This is a genomic window from Vibrio crassostreae (assembly GCF_024347415.1).
Taxonomy (GTDB): domain Bacteria; phylum Pseudomonadota; class Gammaproteobacteria; order Enterobacterales; family Vibrionaceae; genus Vibrio; species Vibrio crassostreae.
In genome coordinates, this window is the sequence record NZ_AP025476.1 from 2080054 (window position 1) to 2097940 (window position 17887).

The window sequence follows — 17887 nt, forward strand, 5'->3', positions numbered from 1 at the left end:
TTCTCGAACGATCTCTTTCGCTTGCTGAGCCCTTAACCATTGAGCTGGTGAAGAGCCTGTCGTAGAAACCGTCATAAAACCCATCATCTCATCATTGGTAGATTCCGGTTACACGCTCCCGTACGACTGGGATGTGGGTGGCTTTACGATAGCTTGGGAATAAACTCTTTTGCGCAAAGATAACCAATAGTTATTCGCATTAACAAACTCAAAGCTGTCGAGCAAAACAAACGACCATTTCCCATGCCACTGGTCGAGGTGTATCAACACCTCTCCTAACTAATACCCGCCGTCCCCATCAAATCCACACCGCCAACGACGGTCTTACCCGTATCGACATTAATGTCGTGAATGACAGTACCCGTATCGGTGAGTTTGTATGCTTTACAGGTACCTTCAATGGTTACGGTTGGCTTTTCTCCCATCTTCACTGCATCTTTTTTGATGTTGGTGATTGGCCCGTACATCGAGTAAACCTCTTGGTACTTCGCCTGATCGGTGTCTTTTCCTTTTTCCGTCACGTTAATTTGAGCGTTATCCATAAAGAAGCGGCCAAGGGCATTTTGGATTTTTTGGTGATCACCACGTACTTTAAGCGTCCACTTAAGCGGCTCAAAGCCCACGACATCTTCAGACTCGACAAACGAGCCCTCGTTTGACACCGTCTTGGTTTTAATATCAACCGGAATGAACTCCACGATTTCGTTCATCAGTGGCACAGATTCAATCTGCGCCGAGAGCCGCATGCGAATACGATCAGCCATTGATGACCTCCTCTAGCCACGCTTCGATAAGGCCGTTGTCTACACTCATTTCATAGACCATGTGCTCATTTGGAGCATAGCGACCATAGTTAACACACAAGTACCAACGCCCAGAGGTATAATTCTCTAGGTTGTTTTTGCTTGGGTGCAGGAATGCTTTAAATACTGGGATAACGCCCTGAGCCACCAAGTTTTGGCCCCAGTTCGTTAAACGGTCAACAACTTGATCCATGAACTCTTCGGTAAGCTGCTTACCCATCAGCGGTTGGCTGGTTTCTTCCAGCTTACGCGCCATCAAATCTTCCAAACCGACATAAGAGAGAAAGCGCCCGGTATTAGAGCGGTTGCCAATGATAGACATTCCCCCCATTCTTGTGCGAGCAATCGTCACCACACCATGCTTATTCAGGAAATTGGCTTGAGTGGTTTTATCGTTGATTTTGTATGAAACATTACGAGCAGTTTCATCACAAAGCACCCCTCGATTTTGCGGACTCTCCCAGCCTTCAACTGAGGCCATCGCTGCCACCAAAGCAATAGAAGCAGGCATAAGAGATTGCACGCCATCATAGGTTTTCAAAAACCATGGGTCGATAATCGACAACTTATCTTGTCCTGTCCCTTCCGATCCAAATTCAGCGGCGAACTCTGCAGCTTCCATATCATTCGTATTTGGGCCATCAAGAACCGGACGACAGCGAACGTCACGACCAATAAGCGCCAGCTTTTGACCCACGGCTTTCGAGTTAAAGCCTGGCGCCGCGATGATGGTTGGCGTTTCTGCACACGCCTTAACGGTTTCAAGGCCGGTGATCGCCCCTGTAGAACTGTTTACCCCGCCGATAATATTCGCTTCAGTCACTGAGACTTCCGCATTGGCTTCCACAATCGTTACGTACACAATGCACTTAACGTATTCAAGTAAGTAGCGAATCACATTAGGCAATGTGCCTTGCCTGGTCCCAACGCTATCAAGCGATAACATCGCATGACTGTAATTCCATAAACGCGTTGGCTCGTTATAACTCAAGCCCGTATTCTTATTTGGCGCGGTACCAATTAAATGAACCACCTGCAATGCAAGTGGTCCCATGCTTGGTTGAGGCTCAATGGTGTTAACTTCTACCCCATTGAGTTCAAAATCTTGGATTGGCGTGAGCATTACTTGCCCTCTTTTTCTGTGAATTTAGACGACACCTTGACTTCAATCGCTGGCCCTAATTTCCCGTTTTGGATAAGAAAGGCCGTTTGTTGAGGCAAAAGATGGATAGTTTTTTCATTTGGAGACACCCAACGACCATTCAATCGAAACTCTTTGATGATCGGGTATTCCAATGTTTTTACTTTTGATTTCTGCACAGAGAAACGCTCCAATAAAAAAGCCCTTCACATTGCTGCAAAGGGCTTTGTCTAGGTACAAAAAAACCGCCTTATTAGAAGCGGTTTATTGGGTTGGCTTTTCTGGCCAAATGACGTCATTTGGATTGGAAAAGTTTTGAGGTAAATCACGAAGCGCTTGACGGTACGCTGCAAACGCAAGCTTCTTTTCATCTGTAATTGGAGCATCACCCACTTGAGTAAAATCCGTCTCCATAAGCTTTGAATGACGCTCTGCTCGAATAAGTTCCCATAGAGCCTCATGTTCAGCCTCTAGGCAAATCTCTGAAGCTCGATCTTCACTAAAGCCCATTTCAATCAAAATTCCAAGTTCTGCAGGCACATTGTAAAGTGTCTCTCCATTAGAATAAGCCAACTCTTTGATATAGTAACTCATGTCGCCCTCAGTCTTTTCTTGCATAACGTTTATCGTAATCTAACGTATAAGCTAGACGATGCTCTTCATAGTCAGAGCCAAGAAATGGATCATCGATATGATACGCCTTAACTTTCCATTCAATTTCAAAATTTGCAGGTGAAAATATTCCTGCTGACACTTCCCCATCCTCTCGGCTATACCAGAGCTGGCCATCGAAACTTTTTCTTACGTGATAAGTCAGCCCACCTCTGAGGTAGCACCCACTTCGCCAAGAATGGGCTACGACCTGCCCGGATTCATACCCTGCATATAAAGGCTTAACATTGCTAATGGGGCGAGCAATACATTTCATACCAAACTGAACTGCTCGGACAGTTTTTCGGTAGGTTTGAGAAAATCGTTTGATGGTCAGGTAATTTGCATCCCCACTCCAGAAAGATCCCACACCTTCTATTTGCAGATTTAACCCTGCAATAAAAGCCCCTTGCCCGAAAGGAGCCAGATTTCGGTCTTCCGAAGACCCTCTTGAAATAGTGATTCGTGAGCACCCCTCTTCATTATCTGGCATTCTCCACCAGACTGGATAAAAATGGTCGGTACTCAACCCCGTTAAATCAATCACCGACTTATAGACACTTTGACCATTGATATCTTTTGCTTGAACGTCATCACGCCAACGATCAAAGCTATCTTTGGCTTCAACCACTTTTTGATCAATCTCCCCCATTTTTCCTGCAACTTCTTGCGACAACGCTTGTGAAGCTGCTGTCTGCTCTGCCGAAGTTCGCTGTAAATCTGTAATCTTTTGTTCGATACTCATTAACCTAGCTCCGTTCTTAGCCGCTCACTAAGCAACAAATGCTGATGAGCTATTTTAATTTGTGTTGTTCCCAAAGAGATCGTTGTGATAGCAGTGGTCAGCACCTCTTCAGACATCAGTAAATTCACATTCTCGGTCCCGACCTCGATTGTCACGCTGCTGCTCGGCAGTGGCGACACATCCAGTGTGAATTTCTGTAACCAACTCGAATTCGCCGATTTGTATGTCAGTAATGTATTCGGGGCTGAATACACCGCCAACAAAGTACCGGATTCTAAAAAGAACCCCACTTCACGAACCTCATATTCTTGGTTGCCTTTGAATACGGCGCCCATTCTCAATTGTGTTGGGCTGAGCTCCTCCCAATCTAAAATGACTTCGCGTTGAAGTTCGTTTTTCAACGCCTTCTGATCTGTCGTCGGTGTATAACTACGATCACCAACGGCAATGTATTTAATTGCCCCTTTTAGCCCTTGGTGACGAGCGCTAATAAGCTCAGCGAGCCCCGCATCGGTGTATTGCACGACATAACTCATGCTACTGCTCCAAATTCAAAATCAGTTGTAAAAATTAGGCGTGTGGCTGCGCACCAATACAGAGGAGCAAAGCCTGATGAGGCTTTAATGTTACCGCTGCAGTGATCGTCTTTCGCAATGACGCTATTTTGCTTCACCGCTGAAAATTCAAACCCAAATTCAACGCCAAGGGCCATAATGAAATCAACCGTGTCTCGCTCAGACTTAGTGCTCTCAATACGACTTAAGACTCGGGTTGTCGCCGCCTTATCAAGCGGCTGGTTCCGTTGCCATGCGATACATTCAATATGATACGGCGCGTGTCTTGGTTGCATTTGATGCCAAGGTGTCACTTCCACATCACAATCAATCGCATCCAATGCAATAGACAAACCAAATCGCGTTCCTGCTTTTCGATGAATATCAAACGCCTTATCCACCGTTTTACGTTGACTTTCTAGCGTGTCTTTTGGCTGCCAATCCGTTACACCTCGCTCACCCGCAAGCAAAGCCACAAAGGTTTTCTCCGTCAATAAGGGTTGTTTGAGGTTAGGGTACGGACAAAAATTGGATTGAATCAGCTCAGTCCAGGCAAACTCTAAAGCCTCTTCAATAAGAGAAGCATTATTGGGCTGGACCGATATAAACGCCTTATTCAGATCGGACATTCACCATCACCTCCGTACAATGTGGCGCTTCATCCCAAGCGCACACCACATCCACTGCCGGTGCTTGAACCTTGGCCCGTTTCGCACCCAGCTCATAAAAGATATGGCCCACTTCTTCCCGGTCAATAATGCCGCCAAGCCTTTGTGCTTTTTCGGCAAACTGCCAAGCCACAACGACCGCCGACGCCTTTTCGACCTCATTGTTGGGATCCGCTCCTGTAAAAAGCGTCACTTCAATTTGATAAGGTTTAGGCGTTGCCGCTTTTACCGTGACCTCATCCGACTCTTGCGCGATGTCATCGCGGTTTAAGTATTGCCTTGCTCTTTCAAGCAAGGCCGCACTTGGAACACCATTGGGTGATGTGCGGCTTAATAACGCCACACAAACTTTGCCTGAATTAGGTTCTAGCATCCTAGCTTGCGCATCTTTGATAGGATTAGGTAAGGAGGTTTCAGGAAACTCATAACGCATTACCAGAGCATCTTTTTCAGAATTCACCGTAATGGTTGGCCGCTCTTCTAAAGTCATAGCATGAAAACGATAACCAAGCCGAGTGCCCGTGGTATGAAACTGGAAAGGCGCTAAATCAAAACGTTGAAGCAGGCTTTCATTAGACTCCATGACTACAGGCTTTGCGGGAAAAACAGTATCATCACCGGCTTCTATGACCTGACGCTTTAAACTGTATTGCAACGCCAACAGATCCACCATTTCGGTATCGGTTACGTACTTACGAAACATCTGCAAAGCTTGATGATTCTGCTCTCGTATTTCAGCGGTTCGTTTTAAGACAAACGCTTGTGTCACCTGAGCGAGCAGCTCACCTTGATTATTAAAGGCCTCGCGTAATTGTTTCGCTTTATCTTCATCTCGCTGAACGCAATATTCCACCGCAAAATTGATGTATTCATTCAGCAAAGATTCAAAGTTTGGCTCAATGAAAGCTTGAGGTTTATCGCTCATAATGCCCCACTCAATTGCAGAGGTTCACCGCGCCATGTTCCCGAGACTTTCACTCTGAATCCATTCAAGTGTGGGAGGGCTTGGCACTGAATGCCTTGATAGTCCGTTAACCCATTCAATGGATTGGATAAAGCCTCTAACGTTAGATTTTGAACTATCATGGCTTCGGTGGGTGTCTGCTGCTTTCCCAAACGCGAAACCGCTCGATTGCCAACACCTCGACGTTTTACTCGTGAACTGACTTCTGTCGTTAGTACCTTTGCAAAACGACAGCTCAAGGCGCTGGCACCGGTTACGGTTTGTCCTGTTTTGGGATCAATACCAATCATTGTTGTTGCTCCGTTGGCTTGGTTTTCGCAGGACCAGGAAGTATGCCTGGATGCTCATGTTCGTTATAAATCTCTCGGTCAGCTTGCATCGAACGAGTATGATCGGTGACCTCTCCCGTTGCTTGATAATCCCCATCTTGCCAAGTATCACCATAGATCTTCATGCCCCCTGGATACCGGCAAATAAGAGAGCCGTCATCGAGGTTATAAAGCTCTGACATGCCGTTACCGTAATCGGTCATCACCTCGTTCTCTTTGACTGTTGGGCTTTGAAAGTGAGTAGAAGGTAATCCCATTAACGCCACGGCATTGTTTAAGTTGTCACCGCTTCCCAAATTCATCAGCAAACACTGCTCGTTAACTGAAGGGCGCCGATAATGGCTGACCCTTCCTGCCGCAAGCACAAAAAAAGGGATCCTCTTTACAAGATTATCCCCTGTCTGAATATCGACGGTGTTAGCCTCTGCTTTCACAACAACACCTAGGCGCAGTAGATTGGCCGAAGCGCGATTGTTCTCTTCTAACTCTTCATGTAATTCAAGAACCTTCTTCTCTAATGCGCTCACATGTTTCATCAGCTTGGTTAGCATGGTGGGAACCCCCATCAATGTAATGCCAGCTCTCTTCTACTGGGCCTAATCGAATACGCTGCTTCATCGTCACGGTTCGTGCAAACACCCCATTTTTTGGATCAAATTTGCTAGGAAGATTAGACACCACTACCGCACCGTCTAAATCGCTCGACGCACCAAATTGTTGATTCAACAATTCTCGCTCTACACGCGTTGAAGCGTCCAACGCTTCCAAATCAAACCCATCCATGGATATAGGTACTTCAACCAAGAACCTCAATTCAATGTCATGAAGGTGACGCCCGTCGTTGGCATATTCATTCACCGGCTCGGCCTCACCAATGTGATAACTGATGGTGGTGTGGGCCAACTCCACCGCTTGGCGTCGATAAACAGTATCGACCTTAAGCGTAAGCCGCTGCTCTAAGTGATTGACCACCAATAAGACCCACTCACGCGGCGAGCGAAAGAACGTGTTTGAATTCACGATGAAAAAACGCCTCAAATTTACGATTAATATCGGGTAAGTAGTTCTCAACAATCGAATCAACATCATCCGCAATATCGATGTCGACTCTTTCTATGGGAGATCTCGACTTACCGCGCCTTCGCCATACCAAGAGTTCATCGCTATCCATCGGAGAAATAAACGCGCCAGCAAAAAAATGCTCACCCACTCGGACACCTAAGCGGTTTTGAACGGGCTTACCCAGTCGGTGAACACCAATATCACGAACACCAATCCACAGCTTCGACACGCGACCGTTTTTGTACACTCGAAATCGCGAACGCAGCGCTTTGTTATCAATACTGAGCTCATAGCCAAGCTCTGCCATCGATACCCCTCGTAACCATCGAGAGGTGAGCGAAGCCGCGCGAAGTACTGCTTTCGGAATTTCTTCTGAAAACGCTTCATAACGACGAATAAACTCAGTATCTAAAAGCAATTGGGAACGACTAAAATTCAGACCACTCATGCTGCGCACCTTGGGGATCTAATACCAGGACATATTCCCTCATAAGCTGACTCGTGCCGTTGGGACTTTTAGCCGCTGTATCAAAAACTAACCGGTACCGTTTATCGCGATAAAGCAAAGTACAGCTTTCAGGGAGCTCAGAATCCGTAGCCAGTAAATACACTTGATTCACGCCCTTCTCGTGACTTCGGATGTATCCGATCACTTCAATCTGCTTTCCTTGTGGCGTCATCAAAAAAAGAGGACGACCAAAACAGCGTTGGATAGATTGACGAATAAGACGCCGAGCCGATTCAAACTCACTCATCACGAGTCGTTAGTCACAAACTCAGTGAGTACACCGCCAGTCAGAAGCACCCCACCATCAATGAACACCCCAACCGGTTGAGATACGTCCCCCGATGCCGTGGGCTTTGTCTTGGTAAACTCACCGTTTTTAAAGTAAGCCGCTTCGGATGCAAAGCTTACGCTATCACCGGCTTTAATCGGGCCATCAAAATGACCTTGTGTGTAACACACCACCGTCTCACCAGCTTTTGCCGTAAAGTTGGGCACCACTAATAAAGCTCCAAGTAGACAAGGGACATCTTTCTTAAAACCACCCGTTGGCACGGTCGCCACAATCTTTTTCCCATCGCTTAAACGCATATTGTCACCATTAAAAAGGGCGAGCAATGCTCACCCTGTGAATCAAATCAAACTGTTCTTCCAAGCTTTACAAAGGTCGCTTGGGCAATACCACGGCGATCCAATACCTTCGACATTAAGTCGTAAGTAATGCGGAACTTGGCACCATCGCTGCTCCAACCGTCGCCCGTTTCTAGCCATGGGTCTTGCTGGCCATCTAAGAAGCCCATCACTACGGTATCAAAGTCTTTACCTGTTAGTGCCAGAGCGCCATTCACCTCGCCTAAACGCGCAGTTTCAATCACCTTACCGAATTTTCTATAAGCCGGGTTAAAGGCATCCGGTTTACTCGCCGTATTCAAAACCGCTTCAAACATTGAGGCATGGTCTGGACTCGCAATCAGAACCTCACCACGAAGATCTAACGCATCGCCTTGCCCTGCTTCACCACTGAGTGGGATGGTGGTTGCTGTCGCAAATACCTTATGCAGAGCCATAATCATCGCCGCGTAATCGCCTGCTGGAATGTCATTGATAAAGTTACCCCAGTCTTTATCTTCACCTACTTTAAAGACATTGCCACCATCGGCCATCTTGCCCGCGAGGATAGCGTTAAACATAAGCTTGTCTGACAGACGATAACCGGACTGCATGAATTTACGAGGCACCTTCGCCACTAAGCCAATTTCATCATTAATGATGGCATGACGAGTAAACTGGATTTCACGCCCAAAGGTCGCAAGCTGAATGCGCTCACCGCTGCCTTTTAAGACCGCCGCTTTGTATTCACCATCTTCCGATATTTTCATCAAATCCGGCGCGTCATTAACCATCACTAGCTCAGTTTCACGAAAATCCGTCAGGTTCTCTACGTTAGCCAGTTCACGCCACATCGGGGCTCTTGCTTGCGCTTCATCACGCATCACGGTTCGGATACCTTCGGTGATGATGTCGCCAAAATCACCAGAGTTAAACGCTCGGTTCACCAATTCATTCTTGGTGATGGCGCTTCGAGCATTCACATCGAGGCAAGCACGCGCCATGTTCAGTAATGACTCATGACCGAACGCGTTGTCTTTTTCTAAATCCGCAACACCACAACGTGCATTCAACGCATTTTGCAGTTCGTCTTTGACATGGTTACCGTTGCTAAGTCTCATGTGTGTGGCCGTCAGATTCGCTTCAGGCTCTTGTTGACCTGCCGCTGATTGGCTGCCAATACTTTCTAAAATCTTAGTGGATGCCTGTCCCACTGAGCACGATAAGTCAGCCAACATTTCATTGGTGAGTGCCTCGCTGACTTTATGTTGAGAACACAACGCACGAATATCTGCTTGGCGTTGGTTCTCTGCTTTTACAGCGTTTTGTAATTCTTCATTTGGTTTCGGCATGTCGCTTACCTGCTTAGGTTTGTTTATTTGAGGTTCATTTGGCTGAGCAGACGCTGCCAAAGGTATCGGTTCATTCGCCTTTTGCGTTAGCGAATTCATCAACTCGGCTGGCGCTTGTTTGAAATTCTTAAAATCAGATTCATCGAGGTTTTGTAATGCGTTACTAAGGTCGACCGCTTCAACCACCTCATCAACAATCCCCCACTCTTTAGCGGCTTGCGCGGTGAACCACGTTTCTTTCTCCATGGCAGTCAGTACCTCTTCAAGAGGTTGACCCGACTTTTCAGCGTACGCTTCAGAAATGGTCTTGGTCGCCGCTTGCAACTGTTGAAACGCTGAGTTGATTTCCTTCTCACCGCCCCACGCTCCGATAGTAGGGTTATGGATCATCAACATGGCATTTTCAGGCATACGGATAGAGTCACAGGCAAGCAGGACATAAGTCGCAATGCTCGCGGCCATGCCATCAACAATGCCCATCACCTTTCCTTTATGCGCCTTCAGTGCGTTATACATTGCAAGACCTTGGTAAACGCTGCCCCCACCACTGAGCATTCGCAATTCAACCTCTTTATTGTTGGCCACTTGCAACGCCGCAATGATTTCCATTGCATCAATATCCCAAGCACTGATATCTCCATGCACCCAAATCTTAATCACATCGGCTTCGTTCTTAAGCGTGTACCAGCTATTCTTTGGTTTTGGCATTGTTTGCCTCTTCTTTTTGATTGTTGAGCTTCACCGCATGAGCAGGGTCCGACGTACTCACGATGTGCATATCGTTCATTTGTTGACGTTCAGATTGAATTTCGCGACGAGTCGACAACGGGTTAATATTACGTTCACGTTGTGCATGACTTAAGGAATGCAAACCTAAACGGGTTCCTTTTTCGACGCCTACCATTTCTTTGCTAGGGTCAATCCATGGCATCACTGGCGCCTGATAGATCGCATTAAAAATAGAGTCTCGCTTAACCCCTTCGGGGATGTTGACTTCACCGGCTAACATCGCCATCTGCAAAGCATGTCGATACTGTGGACGAGTCCAACCTAAAACGAACTTTCGCTGCAGCACTCGATAACGACTGAACGAATCGATTAACTCTTGGCGCTGAGCGGAATAACTGCCGTTGCTATAGTCTCGGGTGACGCTAGAGTTGTTCACTCCTGCACCGCCACTGGCTAATCGAAGCTGGGCATTTCGAAAAGGGCTGCTCATGGTTTCTTTTCGGTTGTTCTCCACCACCCCTGCATCTTCACCGGGTGCCAGTTCAAACGAATTTCCCATCCCTAAAAACAAATCGCCGCCGCGATCGAACGCGTCCGTTGTATTTGAATTCAATGTCGGATCTCGTTTTATGTAATAAGCAAAACGACTCGCTATCTGGGCACTAATACGCTCAGATTGGTCGTAATCTTCGATGTCATCGACCAAATCCAAAATGGAATGCAAAAGGGAAATGCCACGGTTTTGATGAAAACGCCGAGTAAACTTTAAATGGCAGACAAACTGCGCATCGACATCAACGAACTCAAACCCTCTTGAGTCTCTCTGAATCAAATAGCTCACAGCCTGCCCGAGCTTGTTTCGCTTGATACCTTCAAACAGCCCTCCTTCAGCTTCCGTTATGTGGGAAGGAATAAAATCAGGCTCAAAGGGTTGCACCGCAAAGGGCGTCTCTGTTGGGTAATTCAAATCACTGTGCTTACCCATGAACATTCGACAAAACACCTCGCCATCACGAAACCATGTTCGACCCGCAAGCCACTCCGTTTCCGCGCGAGAATGTTCAGCATCGATGTTTTGATTTAAAGAAAAGTTCTCCCACCAGGTCATGATCGCCTGAGCGCATTCGACATGCACTTCCCCTTTGTGGTTTAGAGGCTGAGGCTCCACCATGATGCCATTCGGACCAATCACATTGGCGCAAAGCTCATCCAAAATGGCCGTAACAAACGGGTTATTTTCATCCATATGTCGGGCACGTTGATACACCGCTTTCGCGCCTTTGTTCAACGAATTGGCATCGCCTTTTGATTGTTTATTTGTCTTTTTGGTGTGCGGATTACGGGGAAGTGCTGCATTGTATTTATTCAAAAGCCGTCTGTCGTAGGCACGTTCCAACCCTTTCCTAGGACTGAATATGGCCACGAGCTTGTCGAGCAAGTTTTGGCTACTCAAGATAATTTCTCCGTATCATAGAGCGTCGTCCCCCTTGAACTTGCAGAGCGATAATGCGCTGCAAACGCTCTATCTCTTTACGCACCGTCGCTAAACTCGCCAAGGTCAACTCTTCATCTTCTGCCGTCTTCACCGACTGCTGCTGTAAGATTTTCTGTTCGGCTTCGAGGTACCACTGCAAACGTTCTTGATTGGTCGGTATCACTAAACTCATCCGAAAATACCTCTTGAGTGGTTATAACGTTTCTTAGGCTTGCGCTCGAAAACAGGCTGTAAGTCAGCATCAATCACATTCGGGTTAATCTGCCATTCAGACGCCCAAGGGGGTGCGCTTTCCCAATGAATGTCATCACCACCAAGAAAGTGCATCCCCGCTTCGGCATACGCGCATAAATCAAAACTTTCGTTACGCGTCTTATCAGGGCAAATCCATTGGCCTTTTTCATCGATGAATTCCGCCGTCAGTTCATCAAACCACTCTCTTTCCGCCCATGCGGGCAAATGGAAATACCGAGAGCCAAATTCTTCACGGGAATAGCTCGCCACCACACGGTTTTTTAGTCGATTGGTGTGCAGCAATAATAAAGGGATCTCACCATGCGCCAGTTTGCTGCGCTTATCTGGGTAAGATTCTTTAATCAATGAATCCATGTCTTTGTTGCTGGCCCCTTTCACAAGTCGAAACAAGTGGGCTAACCCTTTCGCTTTAAGGCGGTTATAAAACTGGTAACCAAAATCGGTCACTGAGGTTTTCTTTCCGTCTTTTTCAGAAGCCGAACCACCAGAATCACACAGTGTTAATATCGGTTTCATGACTCGTCCACTGCCATCGGCAACGGGGTATGTTTTCTTGATCACCTGATCGATGAGCAAATCCCAATCTTCCGCGTAAATGGCTGGATTAATACGGTCACCATTTCGATGTGGTGTCGTTAAAATTTCAAAACGGTCGATAACCCAACGCTGCAGCCCTTCGCCAAACACTTGAGCTTGAACCACAAACCGAGCATTGGATTTACCACCTTGAACATCGATACTCATGATCAAGAAACGGCCACCAACAGGCACAACCCCACGCAAATAAGGATTGCCTTTGGCTTTTTCCATCAATTCATGAGCCCCAATATCTTGCCCTTGAGATTGCAAAATATAAGAGCGCCCCATTCGGGTATTGATGAATGAGATCAGTGCACCTTCATCACCACTGTCTTCATAAATGGCTTCGGCATTGAGGTAGCGGTACACCAAGTTTTGCCAACTGCTGTAAGCGGCTATCACCCCTTCAAACCAAAACGTGGCCCATTTGGTTGTGCGTATCTCTGATTCTTCTTCAACTAACTCACCGTATTGATTGACCGCGCCTTCACGAAACCATTGTCCACTTAGGTTCTTCGCATGTTTATCGACTTCTTCAATACGATGGCCGCACCTTGGACAAGCCACATACGCGGTTTGAGACGAGAGTAACGGGTCCCCTTTGTCGTCCCATTTTAAGGTTTCGAATTCCGGCCTAAAGTGCGTATGACAATCGTCGCACGACCAATAGAAACGGCGTCTATCGCCTTGGTTGTAAAGCGATGCGATGCCGCCACATGGTTGTGCCTCATGGGCTAGTAATTCCTCTTCTGGTTTAGGGTGTCGCACGATACGACCAGGAGAGCTTTCAGCCATCACCATGCCTGAAGACTTGGCGTTTTGAACGCGCATTAACATCAGTTCAAACTTCGAACCCTCTTGGCCCACGCCATCATCTGCTCTGTCGTAATCGGTCGCGCCGGCATAACGATACGTCGACGCCGACAAACTGGTTTCTGTTGCGGAATCTAACTTAAGATTCATGCCATTTTTAAACTTTTTAGAGGTGATGTTATCGTCGGATTTTCGCCCCGTTCTTAAACGAGCAATACCTGGCGTCGCTGAAAAGCAGCGGTCTAAATCAGCTTTAGACATATCTGCCGCTTTGGTCTTGGTGCTGTAAATCAGCAACATATCGCCAGGAGCTTGCGTCACCGTGTAATTAATCCACCCTTCGACTAACGCTTTAGTTTTTCCCGAACGTGCGGGGCCGACCACAATCACCGCTTCATAAATGCGCCTTGCTAAGCAGTTCATTGGCTCTTTCATATAAGGCACCAATGAGGATAAAAACTTCGTTACGTCAGTACCATCTGAGATCCACAAATCTTCATCGGCGGCTTCAATGGGGGTTTTATCGGTTGGCGCACAAAGATAAGCGAGCTCTCGCCGGATCTTGCCCGCATCGGCGAATTGAACACCAAGGCGTGAATCAAACTTGTTCAAGCCCATCAGATACCGCCTTTAAATCAAAATTAAGTAAGCTTTCTAAATCTTCTAACTGCTGCGTTGTTGCCGTTGGGATCGCCGATTCAATACGTGTTATCACTTTGTCTTTAAAGCCCTTCACACCTGAAATACAAATGGCTATTTCATTCTCGTAGTCTTCTTTTGCAATGCACTCGTTTGAGTCTTTCTGCAGTGCTAACTTCTCTCGTTCGGATTGAACGTAGGCTCTGAGCTCAGCGGCGGTTTTAAAACCCATCAAATCCGGAGCATCACTTTCTTTAATCATTGCTTTGCATAAATACGGGGCAACTTGAACCACATCGTAAAGGGGAATATTGCCTTTATAGGCGATTGGCTCAATGCCTGCAGACTTAAGCTTTTTTCGGATCGTAGAGCGGTGATAATCGAACGCTTCCAACTCAGTTAAATTCCAAAGTCGCTTTTCATTGTTCATTAAAAGCCCTCTTGAATGAATCTCGTCTCTCCGAGTGTCACGCCCTTATTCGCATTAAGCTGACGTTGCTGATTAATGAAGCTCTCTCAAACTCTGCTTGTTCCTTTCTGAATCTGGACTTGCGCTAACATATAAGGAGTTTCAGCATCGAGCTGAATATGATCATGGCTAACAAGCAAGACAGCGAGGAACCCACGCTTGCACACCCTCGTAAGGAATGAATTACGGGCAGCAACGGATAACGGTGGACGACCACCCAAGTAATAAGTGTTATTTGCCCGTATTTGGTATTGCACTCTCGTAGCCATAAAAGCGACGTAAATACTCGATTTGGTTAGCGCAATTGCGCCAGGCTTCTAGCCACATAGGATCGCGCTCTACTGCTTCACCGTAGGTTTTAGGCGGAACAATAAAAGGTTGTGTGCAAGAAGTCAGATAAACCGCAGGAGGAAGAACTAAGCGGTCTTGGTATTCAGTGATAATCTCAGTGGTAGTACAACCACTCAGAAGAATTAGGAATAGGCACATTTGCACATTCTTCATGTATCAGAACCTCTTTGATTTGGGTCACTGTGCGAATTGTTTCAGTCTTCCGAGCGGCCTTAGTTAGCAGCAACTCATCCGCAGCTTTTTGAGCCTGCCGAACTTCATCGCTTAAGGTTTTAACAGTAATAGACAGTGACTTATTTTTGTTGAGTGAGTCTTGAAACTGGCCCTGAAGCTCACCGTAGCGCTCTGCTTGCACCTTGGTTAAATCAAGCAGATACGCAGAGAAAACGAAGCTACCAAACAGCAAAATAACCAAACCTATCAACAAAGCATTTTTGATAGAGAAGTTCATAAAGTCCCTTATTACCAGCCGTTCAAACAAGTTTGTTGTTCTATTTCGCGACGTTTCACGACCCCTGAACATTGGCTATCAGGATCCCTGCAGTTTTTACCGTTAACATAGACCCAACGTGAAAGTTCGAGGCACGCTTTTAAGGGTTGGTTTTGGTTAAACAACTTAAGCATGGTGGAACGTCTAAAATTGCCAGTGCCAAGGTTGAACACAAAGCTCACCAGGACATCAAACTGAGCTTGAGTAACGTCAGTGGTTAGGTGTTTGTTTACGGACTTTTCGGCGACTTTAATATCGGCAATGAAGTTACGAGCAATGTGTTCTTCACTGACCACATCACCTTGTTTCACGCCTGTTGTGTGACCAAGACCATTGGTCCAAACATCAGCACTGCATTGATAAGCTTTTGTTCGGCACCCTTCAAGGTTGGCGATATGTGCTAGGCCTTGCTGACTGGTTTGCATATCTGGAGTAAGGCTAAAGACGATAGAAAGAACAACCGCGACAGAACAGACGGTTCTATTGATTAAGTTTTTCATAGAGCTCTTCCGAAATTCGTTGCTTGCGAACTTCCTCAAGCAATTTGAGTTTAATGCTGCGATTGGTGAAGTAAGTGACAAACACCATCACTAAACCAATCAGCGCTGCCCAATCTTGGATGCTGAATGCCCCAGTAAGAGCCAGTAAGCCGCTAGTGAGATATGAAAAGAATGAACTGAGTTTTTCTTGCATATGACGCCCACAAAAAAGCACCCAACTTTCACAGTGGAAAGGGGTGCTTTATCAATTATAAACGGTAGAAACGAAAAAACCCCGCTGGTTAGGCGAGGTTTTCTATTGTGGAAACAATGCAGCAACTTAAGTTGAATGTCAATACACTTAGACGAAGTAATCGTTAGTTCGGCTATCAATAGCAAATTTTATTAACTAAAAGCTAAAGCTCAATTGGGTGAGTTGCCACACTGGCTCATTTAAAATCATACAAATATTGCTTAAAAATCAAACGAACAAGTTAGTTTGTTCTGACACTATTTTGGGCAATGTCAAATATCAAACCATCTTTACACAAAAAAACTTCATCTATACATTTGATTTTACTACAATAAAAAAAAATGACGATAGAGTATTCAGATGAAAGCTATACGTGTGCGTAACCTAAGAAGTTTTGATAATAATTCGGAACAAGAATATGTAGAATTGAAACCAATAACCGTATTTATTGGAAAAAACAGTTGTGGGAAGAGCAGTTTACTTCGTACTTTCCCACTACTAAGACAGTCTATCGAAGCTAACACTAGTGGTCCTATCCTTTGGTATGGACAGTATGTTGATTATGGTGCATTTTCTGAAGCAAAAAATAAAACATCCGAAGATAACTCTATATTTTTTGACTATAAGTTTGATTTAAACGTTCATAATAAGGGTTACCCTTCAAAATTAAAAAACTGCACACACCCTGTAGAATTAAACTTAGAAGTAACAGAGAAAAACAAAAGAACAACTACTAAGTCTATCCGTTTAAATGTCTCTGGTATTGATTTCTATATTGATTTTTCATTAGAAGATACAATATTTTTAGATGGTGTTAACCTTAATGTTGATTTCTTTAGTTACAATCTAAGGAATTCATTTATCCCTACAATTGAGCGCAGTGACTTTGATCATAACATGCTCACAAAAGAAGAAATAGAAACTTTTGACCTAGATATAAACAATGATAGTGAAATAGAGTTGAATGAAGATATAAATGACTACTTAGATGAATTGAACGAAGCATACAATGCAAACGACGCAATATCTAGAGAGAACATCAAAAAAATAATTTCCATACTAAAGCCGTTATTAGAAGAAGATATTTATGATGACACTAACTTAGAATACATGCTAGTTGATCATTTGAATTTTTCATCAAAAGAACAAATTGAGTATAAGTTAACTAGTTTATTTAAACTAAAAAGAGATTTAACTTCAAATGAAATAATGCAAATTCATTATAATACAACTGTCATTTATATCCCAGAAATTGTAAACCACATTAATAGATACTTTGAAGTCTATGCAAAAAACATTAAATATGTAGCCCCCTTAAGAGCCACTGCTGAAAGGTTCTATCGATTCCAGGATTTAAGAGTAGAAGAAATTGACCACACTGGCTCGAACTTGGCTATGCTTTTAAGAAACTTACGCAGTCATGAGATCAAGCGTTTCCAAAGGTGGTCAATGCTGCATTTTGGTTTCTTTGTTTCCGTACCAGAGACTAATAGTTTACATTATGAAATCAAAGTCACTGTTAATAATCAGACCCAAAACATCAGTGATATGGGCTTTGGGTTTTCGCAAATTCTACCTATAGTTACAACTCTATGGTTAGAGACTGAAGTTCCTCGATTTAGGAGGGAAAAGTCACCAATAACATTCGTGATTGAGCAACCAGAATTACATTTACACCCTGAATTCCAATCAATTCTTGCTCGTGTATTTTCCGCTATAGCCCAAAACACTAATAATAGAAACAAACGAGAGATAAATATAATATTTGAAACTCATAGTAAAACGATGCTCGATGCCATTGGCGATTATATAGAAGAAAACAACTGCCCAGAATTAGCGGGAATATATATATTTGATAAAAAAGATACATTAACAAGCATTAGCAAATCAGAATTTGATGAATGTGGCGATTTAATTAACTGGCCTATTGGTTTCTTTTCTGGTAGGTAATT

General features: G+C 45.0%; 24 protein-coding genes. 1 reads left to right on the forward strand and 23 read right to left on the reverse strand.

The features are described from left to right. Nucleotides 1-275: 275 nt before the first annotated feature. The 23 genes from OC193_RS09240 to OC193_RS09350 form a co-directional block, all read right to left on the reverse strand. On the reverse strand, nt 276-764 hold the full coding sequence (locus OC193_RS09240) for a phage major tail tube protein (protein ID WP_048666408.1): 489 nt from the start codon (nt 762-764) through the stop codon (nt 276-278). Continuing rightward, entirely contained in the window at nt 757-1926 is a 1170-nt protein-coding gene (locus OC193_RS09245) for a phage tail sheath protein (protein ID WP_048666409.1), read from the reverse strand. The genes OC193_RS09240 and OC193_RS09245 overlap by 8 nt, the downstream gene beginning before the upstream one ends. Beyond that, nucleotides 1926-2123, reverse strand: coding sequence for a hypothetical protein (locus tag OC193_RS09250; protein WP_048666410.1), 198 nt, complete (start codon nt 2121-2123; stop codon nt 1926-1928). The genes OC193_RS09245 and OC193_RS09250 overlap by 1 nt, the downstream gene beginning before the upstream one ends. A gap of 85 nt (nt 2124-2208) precedes the next feature. Continuing rightward, nucleotides 2209-2538, reverse strand: a complete 330-nt coding sequence (locus OC193_RS09255) for a tail fiber assembly protein (protein WP_048666461.1) — start codon at nt 2536-2538, stop codon at nt 2209-2211. A 7-nt stretch (nt 2539-2545) separates the two neighbouring features. Continuing rightward, nucleotides 2546-3340 carry a hypothetical protein gene (locus OC193_RS09260; protein WP_048666411.1) on the reverse strand — a complete coding sequence of 265 codons (795 nt, stop codon included), beginning with the start codon at nt 3338-3340 and terminating at the stop codon, nt 2546-2548. Beyond that, entirely contained in the window at nt 3340-3876 is a 537-nt protein-coding gene (locus OC193_RS09265; protein ID WP_048666412.1) for a phage tail-collar fiber domain-containing protein, read from the reverse strand. The genes OC193_RS09260 and OC193_RS09265 overlap by 1 nt, the downstream gene beginning before the upstream one ends. After that, nucleotides 3873-4523, reverse strand: a complete 651-nt coding sequence (locus tag OC193_RS09270) for a phage tail protein I (RefSeq protein WP_048666413.1) — start codon at nt 4521-4523, stop codon at nt 3873-3875. The genes OC193_RS09265 and OC193_RS09270 overlap by 4 nt, the downstream gene beginning before the upstream one ends. Beyond that, a complete protein-coding gene (locus tag OC193_RS09275) occupies nt 4507-5487 on the reverse strand; it encodes a baseplate J/gp47 family protein (RefSeq protein WP_048666414.1) in 981 nt (326 codons plus the stop codon). Before OC193_RS09275 ends, OC193_RS09270 begins: the two co-directional genes overlap by 17 nt. Then, entirely contained in the window at nt 5484-5816 is a 333-nt protein-coding gene (locus OC193_RS09280; protein WP_048666415.1) for a phage baseplate protein, read from the reverse strand. Before OC193_RS09280 ends, OC193_RS09275 begins: the two co-directional genes overlap by 4 nt. Further along, complete coding sequence (locus tag OC193_RS09285; protein WP_048666416.1) at nt 5813-6406, reverse strand: phage baseplate assembly protein V; 594 nt, start codon at nt 6404-6406, stop codon at nt 5813-5815. Before OC193_RS09285 ends, OC193_RS09280 begins: the two co-directional genes overlap by 4 nt. Further along, nucleotides 6354-6830, reverse strand: a complete 477-nt coding sequence (locus OC193_RS09290) for a hypothetical protein (RefSeq protein ID WP_048666417.1) — start codon at nt 6828-6830, stop codon at nt 6354-6356. The genes OC193_RS09285 and OC193_RS09290 overlap by 53 nt, the downstream gene beginning before the upstream one ends. 10 nt (nt 6831-6840) lie before the next feature. Next, nucleotides 6841-7365 carry a tail protein gene (locus OC193_RS09295; RefSeq protein ID WP_048666419.1) on the reverse strand — a complete coding sequence of 175 codons (525 nt, stop codon included), beginning with the start codon at nt 7363-7365 and terminating at the stop codon, nt 6841-6843. Then, nucleotides 7346-7672 (reverse strand): hypothetical protein, encoded by a 327-nt coding sequence (locus OC193_RS09300; protein WP_048666420.1) that lies wholly within the window; start codon nt 7670-7672, stop codon nt 7346-7348. The genes OC193_RS09295 and OC193_RS09300 overlap by 20 nt, the downstream gene beginning before the upstream one ends. Further along, nucleotides 7672-8013 (reverse strand): capsid cement protein, encoded by a 342-nt coding sequence (locus tag OC193_RS09305; protein WP_048666421.1) that lies wholly within the window; start codon nt 8011-8013, stop codon nt 7672-7674. The genes OC193_RS09300 and OC193_RS09305 overlap by 1 nt, the downstream gene beginning before the upstream one ends. A gap of 47 nt (nt 8014-8060) precedes the next feature. After that, nucleotides 8061-10091 (reverse strand): ClpP-like prohead protease/major capsid protein fusion protein, encoded by a 2031-nt coding sequence (locus tag OC193_RS09310; protein WP_048666422.1) that lies wholly within the window; start codon nt 10089-10091, stop codon nt 8061-8063. After that, on the reverse strand, nt 10072-11481 hold the full coding sequence (locus OC193_RS09315; RefSeq protein ID WP_230690973.1) for a phage portal protein: 1410 nt from the start codon (nt 11479-11481) through the stop codon (nt 10072-10074). The genes OC193_RS09310 and OC193_RS09315 overlap by 20 nt, the downstream gene beginning before the upstream one ends. A gap of 76 nt (nt 11482-11557) precedes the next feature. Beyond that, entirely contained in the window at nt 11558-11779 is a 222-nt protein-coding gene (locus OC193_RS09320; RefSeq protein ID WP_048663569.1) for a hypothetical protein, read from the reverse strand. Continuing rightward, on the reverse strand, nt 11776-13872 hold the full coding sequence (locus OC193_RS09325) for a terminase gpA endonuclease subunit (protein ID WP_048666424.1): 2097 nt from the start codon (nt 13870-13872) through the stop codon (nt 11776-11778). The genes OC193_RS09320 and OC193_RS09325 overlap by 4 nt, the downstream gene beginning before the upstream one ends. Beyond that, nucleotides 13853-14323, reverse strand: a complete 471-nt coding sequence (locus OC193_RS09330) for a hypothetical protein (RefSeq protein ID WP_048666425.1) — start codon at nt 14321-14323, stop codon at nt 13853-13855. Before OC193_RS09330 ends, OC193_RS09325 begins: the two co-directional genes overlap by 20 nt. A 270-nt stretch (nt 14324-14593) precedes the next feature. Next, nucleotides 14594-14851: an Rz1-like lysis system protein LysC gene (gene lysC / locus OC193_RS09335; protein WP_230852429.1), complete on the reverse strand. Its 258-nt coding sequence runs from the start codon at nt 14849-14851 to the stop codon at nt 14594-14596. Beyond that, nucleotides 14808-15164 (reverse strand): hypothetical protein, encoded by a 357-nt coding sequence (locus OC193_RS09340; RefSeq protein WP_048666426.1) that lies wholly within the window; start codon nt 15162-15164, stop codon nt 14808-14810. The genes lysC and OC193_RS09340 overlap by 44 nt, the downstream gene beginning before the upstream one ends. An 11-nt stretch (nt 15165-15175) precedes the next feature. Continuing rightward, the gene (locus tag OC193_RS09345) at nt 15176-15703 is read right to left on the reverse strand and encodes a lysozyme (protein ID WP_048666427.1); all 528 of its coding nucleotides are present in this window, start codon (nt 15701-15703) and stop codon (nt 15176-15178) included. Then, the gene (locus OC193_RS09350) at nt 15684-15896 is read right to left on the reverse strand and encodes an HP1 family phage holin (RefSeq protein ID WP_048666428.1); all 213 of its coding nucleotides are present in this window, start codon (nt 15894-15896) and stop codon (nt 15684-15686) included. The genes OC193_RS09345 and OC193_RS09350 overlap by 20 nt, the downstream gene beginning before the upstream one ends. Nucleotides 15897-16295: 399 nt before the next feature. Here OC193_RS09350 and OC193_RS09355 point away from each other — a divergent pair, with 399 nt between their 5' ends. Next, on the forward strand, nt 16296-17885 hold the full coding sequence (locus OC193_RS09355; RefSeq protein WP_048666429.1) for an AAA family ATPase: 1590 nt from the start codon (nt 16296-16298) through the stop codon (nt 17883-17885). The last annotated feature ends 2 nt before the right edge of the window (nt 17886-17887 follow it).

Coding starts and splice junctions, on each gene's coding strand:
- OC193_RS09240 (WP_048666408.1), bottom strand. CDS start 764: ATGGCTGATCGTATTCGCATGCGGCTCTCGGCGCAGATTGAATCTGTG.
- OC193_RS09245 (WP_048666409.1), bottom strand. CDS start 1,926: ATGCTCACGCCAATCCAAGATTTTGAACTCAATGGGGTAGAAGTTAAC.
- OC193_RS09255 (WP_048666461.1), bottom strand. CDS start 2,538: ATGAGTTACTATATCAAAGAGTTGGCTTATTCTAATGGAGAGACACTT.
- OC193_RS09260 (WP_048666411.1), bottom strand. CDS start 3,340: ATGAGTATCGAACAAAAGATTACAGATTTACAGCGAACTTCGGCAGAG.
- OC193_RS09265 (WP_048666412.1), bottom strand. CDS start 3,876: ATGAGTTATGTCGTGCAATACACCGATGCGGGGCTCGCTGAGCTTATT.
- OC193_RS09270 (WP_048666413.1), bottom strand. CDS start 4,523: ATGTCCGATCTGAATAAGGCGTTTATATCGGTCCAGCCCAATAATGCT.
- OC193_RS09275 (WP_048666414.1), bottom strand. CDS start 5,487: ATGAGCGATAAACCTCAAGCTTTCATTGAGCCAAACTTTGAATCTTTG.
- OC193_RS09280 (WP_048666415.1), bottom strand. CDS start 5,816: ATGATTGGTATTGATCCCAAAACAGGACAAACCGTAACCGGTGCCAGC.
- OC193_RS09285 (WP_048666416.1), bottom strand. CDS start 6,406: ATGCTAACCAAGCTGATGAAACATGTGAGCGCATTAGAGAAGAAGGTT.
- OC193_RS09295 (WP_048666419.1), bottom strand. CDS start 7,365: ATGAGTGGTCTGAATTTTAGTCGTTCCCAATTGCTTTTAGATACTGAG.
- OC193_RS09300 (WP_048666420.1), bottom strand. CDS start 7,672: ATGAGTGAGTTTGAATCGGCTCGGCGTCTTATTCGTCAATCTATCCAA.
- OC193_RS09305 (WP_048666421.1), bottom strand. CDS start 8,013: ATGCGTTTAAGCGATGGGAAAAAGATTGTGGCGACCGTGCCAACGGGT.
- OC193_RS09310 (WP_048666422.1), bottom strand. CDS start 10,091: ATGCCAAAACCAAAGAATAGCTGGTACACGCTTAAGAACGAAGCCGAT.
- OC193_RS09320 (WP_048663569.1), bottom strand. CDS start 11,779: ATGAGTTTAGTGATACCGACCAATCAAGAACGTTTGCAGTGGTACCTC.
- OC193_RS09325 (WP_048666424.1), bottom strand. CDS start 13,872: ATGGGCTTGAACAAGTTTGATTCACGCCTTGGTGTTCAATTCGCCGAT.
- OC193_RS09330 (WP_048666425.1), bottom strand. CDS start 14,323: ATGAACAATGAAAAGCGACTTTGGAATTTAACTGAGTTGGAAGCGTTC.
- lysC (WP_230852429.1), bottom strand. CDS start 14,851: ATGTGCCTATTCCTAATTCTTCTGAGTGGTTGTACTACCACTGAGATT.
- OC193_RS09340 (WP_048666426.1), bottom strand. CDS start 15,164: ATGAACTTCTCTATCAAAAATGCTTTGTTGATAGGTTTGGTTATTTTG.
- OC193_RS09345 (WP_048666427.1), bottom strand. CDS start 15,703: ATGAAAAACTTAATCAATAGAACCGTCTGTTCTGTCGCGGTTGTTCTT.
- OC193_RS09350 (WP_048666428.1), bottom strand. CDS start 15,896: ATGCAAGAAAAACTCAGTTCATTCTTTTCATATCTCACTAGCGGCTTA.
- OC193_RS09355 (WP_048666429.1), top strand. CDS start 16,296: ATGAAAGCTATACGTGTGCGTAACCTAAGAAGTTTTGATAATAATTCG.